This window comes from Trueperaceae bacterium, from assembly GCA_031581195.1.
Taxonomy (GTDB): domain Bacteria; phylum Deinococcota; class Deinococci; order Deinococcales; family Trueperaceae; genus SLSQ01.
In genome coordinates, this window is sequence record JAVLCF010000224.1 from 1 (window position 1) to 1,272 (window position 1,272).

Consider the following 1,272-nt stretch of genomic DNA (forward strand, 5'->3'; position numbering starts at 1 on the left):
CGGTCGCGGTAGAGGTTCGCGACCGCGGCGACGTCCGCCGTCGTGCCGCTCGGGAGCCACGCGCGCGCGCCGGCGTGCAGGCGCCGTGCGAGCGCCAGGCTGGCGAGCGCGTCGAAGTCGGGCGGGTCGTGACAGACGACGAGACGCACGCCGCGAGGGTACCGCGGCGTGCGCGCGGCGCCCGCTCAGGGTTGCGCGATGGGGTGCAGGTCCGGCAGGGCGCGCGCGAAGGCGGTCAGGAGGCGGATGACGGCGTCGACGTCGCGGACGTCGACCAGTTCGCTGGGGGAGTGCATGTAGCGGTTGGGGATCGACACGACCGCCGTGCGGGTCCCCGCCCGGGCGGGCGCGAGGTGGTCGGCGTCGGTCGCGGTGCGGCGCGGCGCGGTCCCGACGGTGTAGGGGATCGCTTCCGCCTCCGCGACGGCGCGGAGCGCCTCGAACACCCCGCGGTGCACGAACGACCCGACCGACAGTTCGGGCCCGGACCCGAGGGCGTGCTCGCCCTCGCGGCGGGCCTGGATGCCGGGGACGTCGGTGGCGTGCGTGACGTCGATCGCGATCGCGACGTCCGGCTCCAGGCCGTACCCCGCGGCGGCGGCCCCGACCCCGCCGATCTCCTCCTGCACCGTCGCGCTGGCGATCGTCTCGAGCGGCGCGTCGGCGCTGCGGCGCGCGACCTCGAGGGCGACGTACGCCCCGATGCGGTCGTCGAGCGCTTTGCTGGCGATGCGGCCGTTACGGAGGTGCAGGGTGGGTTGCTCGATCACCGCGGCGTCGCCGGGCGCGACGACCGCGAGGGCGTCCTCGCGGTCGGTGGCGCCGACGTCGATGAACAGCCCGTCGCTCGTGACGACCTTGCGGCGGTCCTCGGCGCTGAGGAGGTGGATCGGTTTGCGGCCGATCACGCCGACGACGTCGCCGTTGCGACCGACGATGCGGACGCGCTGCCCGACCAGCTGTTGGGCGTCCCACCCGCCGACCGTCCCGAACCAGGCGAACCCCTGGTCGTCGACGTGGCGGACGAGGAGCCCGATCTCGTCGATGTGGCCCGACAGCACCAACCGCGGCGTGCGGCCCGCCCCGGCGACGGCGAACGTCGAGCCGTAGACGTCGCGCCGCACCTCGAGGCCGTGCGCGGCGGCCTGGTCGGCGAACACCGCGGCGGGCCGCGACTCGAAACTGCTGGGGCCGGGCGCCTGCAACAGCGCATCGAGGAACGTCAGGTCGAGGTCGGGACGGGGGGCGTCGTTCGCGTCGCTCATGCCGCGA

General features: G+C 75.3%; 1 protein-coding gene. It reads right to left on the minus strand.

Going from position 1 to position 1,272, the window contains the following annotated elements:
* Window positions 1-185: 185 nt before the first annotated feature.
* Window positions 186-1,272, minus strand: a 1,087-nt coding sequence (locus RI554_11620; GenBank protein MDR9392661.1) for a hypothetical protein, incomplete at its 5' end; no start/stop codon positions are given.